The organism is Micromonospora sp. NPDC003776, assembly GCF_053605645.1.
In genome coordinates this window covers 1-2,052 of record NZ_JBSGJR010000842.1, presented here as the reverse complement: position 1 = coordinate 2,052, position 2,052 = coordinate 1, and the positions used below count along the sequence as shown (strand labels likewise).

Below are 2,052 nucleotides of genomic sequence, written 5' to 3'. Positions count from 1 at the left end.
CGGGCCCGCGCCCCCGGCCCGGCGCGGGGTCCCCCGCCCGCCCGGGGGGCGCCCCCGCCGCGGGCCCGGCCACCCTCGTTGTAGGGGACATGAGCTACGCGGACGTCAACGGGGTGCGCCTCTGGTACGAGCTGCACGGGGCCGGGAAACCCCTGGTGCTGCTGCACGGCGGCTACGGGTCGGTGGAGATGTTCGCGCCGATGCTGCCCGCGTTCGCCGCCCGCCGCCGGGTGATCGCCGTCGACCTGCAGGGGCACGGCCGGACCGCCGACGTGGACCGGCCGCTGCGCTACGAGTCGATGGCCGACGATGTCGCCGCGCTGCTGCGTCACCTGGACGTACCGCCGGCGGACCTGCTCGGTTACTCGCTCGGCGGCGGGGTGGCCCTGCGTACCGCGATCCAGCATTCGGCGCTGGTCCGCCGGCTGGTGCTTGTCTCCACCCCCTGCCGGCGGCAGGGCTGGTACCCGGCGGTGCTGGCGGCGATGGCCGCCCAGGACGAGCGGGTCGCCGAGCAGATGCGTGGCACCCCGCCGCACAAGCGGTACGAGCGGGTGGCGCCGCGCCCGCAGGACTGGCCGACCCTCTGGGCCAAGACCGGTGACCTGCTGCGCCGCGAGTACGACTGGTCGGCCGAGGTGGCCGCGCTGGCCCTGCCGGTGCTGCTGGTCTATGCCGACGCCGACTCGATCCCCGTCCACCACATGGCCGAGTTCTTCGGGCTGCTCGGCGGCGGGCACCGGGACGCCGGCTGGGACGGCAGCGACCGGCCGGCGTCCCGGTTGGCGGTGCTGCCCGGCCTCACCCACTACGACGTCGCCGGCTCCCCGGCGGTGCCCGCCGTCGTGCTGCCCTTCCTCACCCACGAGGTACGCGCGCCCGAGTGACCACCCGGCGGATCAGGATCGCGCCGAGCAGCAGCAGGGCCGCCGCCGCGGTCCACCACCAGAACCGGCCGCCCACTCCCCACGGCGGGTCGGCGTCGCGGATCTGACCGGAGTGGATGACGGTGTCCGCCACGTCGATCGCGAGCACCTGGTCCGGGGCGGTGAGCACGGTGGTGGGCCCGGCCGCCCCCGGGACCAGCGCGAGCAGGGTCACCGACCGCACCAGGCCGTACGTGGTCCGCTGGTCCATCTCCATCGGCTGGTCGAACCGGACCGGCGCCGCCGGCTCCGGCCGGTAGGCGACCACCAGCGCGGAGCCGTCCGGCCGCCAGCCGAGCAGCCGGATGGTGGTGACCCCGGTGACGGCGGGCAGCTCCAGCGCGCCCAGGTCCCGGCCGGTGTCCGGGTCGACGTGGCGCAGCCGCCAGCGGTCGGTGCCCGGGTCCCGGCCGACCAGGGCCAGGCTGCCGTCCGGCAGCCAGGCGCCCTTGCCCGCCAGCCCGGTGTCCGGCGGCAGCGGGAACGACGAGATGGACGTTCCGTCGGCGCCGGCGATCAGCACCTTGTCGCCGATCCGCCAGGCCAGCCGGCTGCCGTCGGCCGAGAACGCCACCGGGGCGCCGAAGATCGGCAGCTGTTCGGCCTCGATCAGGCGAACGGCCCGGCCGGTGTCCAGCCGGACCAGGCTCAGCACCGCGTACGCGCTGCCCTCCGGGTTGGTCGGGACGGTGTCCCGGACCACCAGCGACCGCCCGTCGGGGGCCCAGCCGACCGGCTCGGTCGTCACGCTGCCCGGCACCACGCTGGGCAGCTGCCGCTGCACCCCGTCGACCAGGTCCACCAGGTCGATCCGGGGGTGCTCGCTGCTGCCCCCGGGCGCGGCGATCCGCCGGCCGTCGGGGGAGAGCAGCACACTCTCGCCGACCGGCGCCTCGTAGCCCACCTCGTAGGTGCGGTAGCGGTCCGCCTCGGCCCCGACGATGCCGATGGTGCCGTTCTCGTCCAGCAGCCCGGTGAGGCCGCGCGCCTGGCCGCTGAAGATCACCGACGCCGGCCCGAGCCGGGGCCGGTCGGTGGCGTGCAGCGCGCCGAAGACCGGCAGGCCGATCCGGTCCGGCAGCGCCGGCCCGCCCCCTCCGCCCGGCGCCGGTCCCGGCCCCGCGCC

General features: G+C 76.7%; 2 protein-coding genes. One reads left to right on the top strand and one right to left on the bottom strand.

The window, feature by feature from the left end:
- The first annotated feature begins 89 nt into the window (after positions 1-89).
- Positions 90-887: an alpha/beta fold hydrolase gene (locus ACWEVO_RS35600; protein ID WP_452311796.1), complete on the top strand. Its 798-nt coding sequence runs from the start codon at positions 90-92 to the stop codon at positions 885-887.
- Here ACWEVO_RS35600 and ACWEVO_RS35595 read toward each other — a convergent pair.
- Positions 859-2,052: WD40 repeat domain-containing protein (locus ACWEVO_RS35595; RefSeq protein ID WP_452311795.1), on the bottom strand; the 1,194-nt coding region annotated here is incomplete at its 5' end. The two genes, ACWEVO_RS35600 and ACWEVO_RS35595, sit on opposite strands and share 29 nt — an antisense overlap.

What these genes read in the sequence shown, in the direction of transcription:
- ACWEVO_RS35600 (WP_452311796.1), top strand. Translation starts at nt 90, where the DNA reads ATGAGCTACGCGGACGTCAACGGGGTGCGCCTCTGGTACGAGCTGCAC.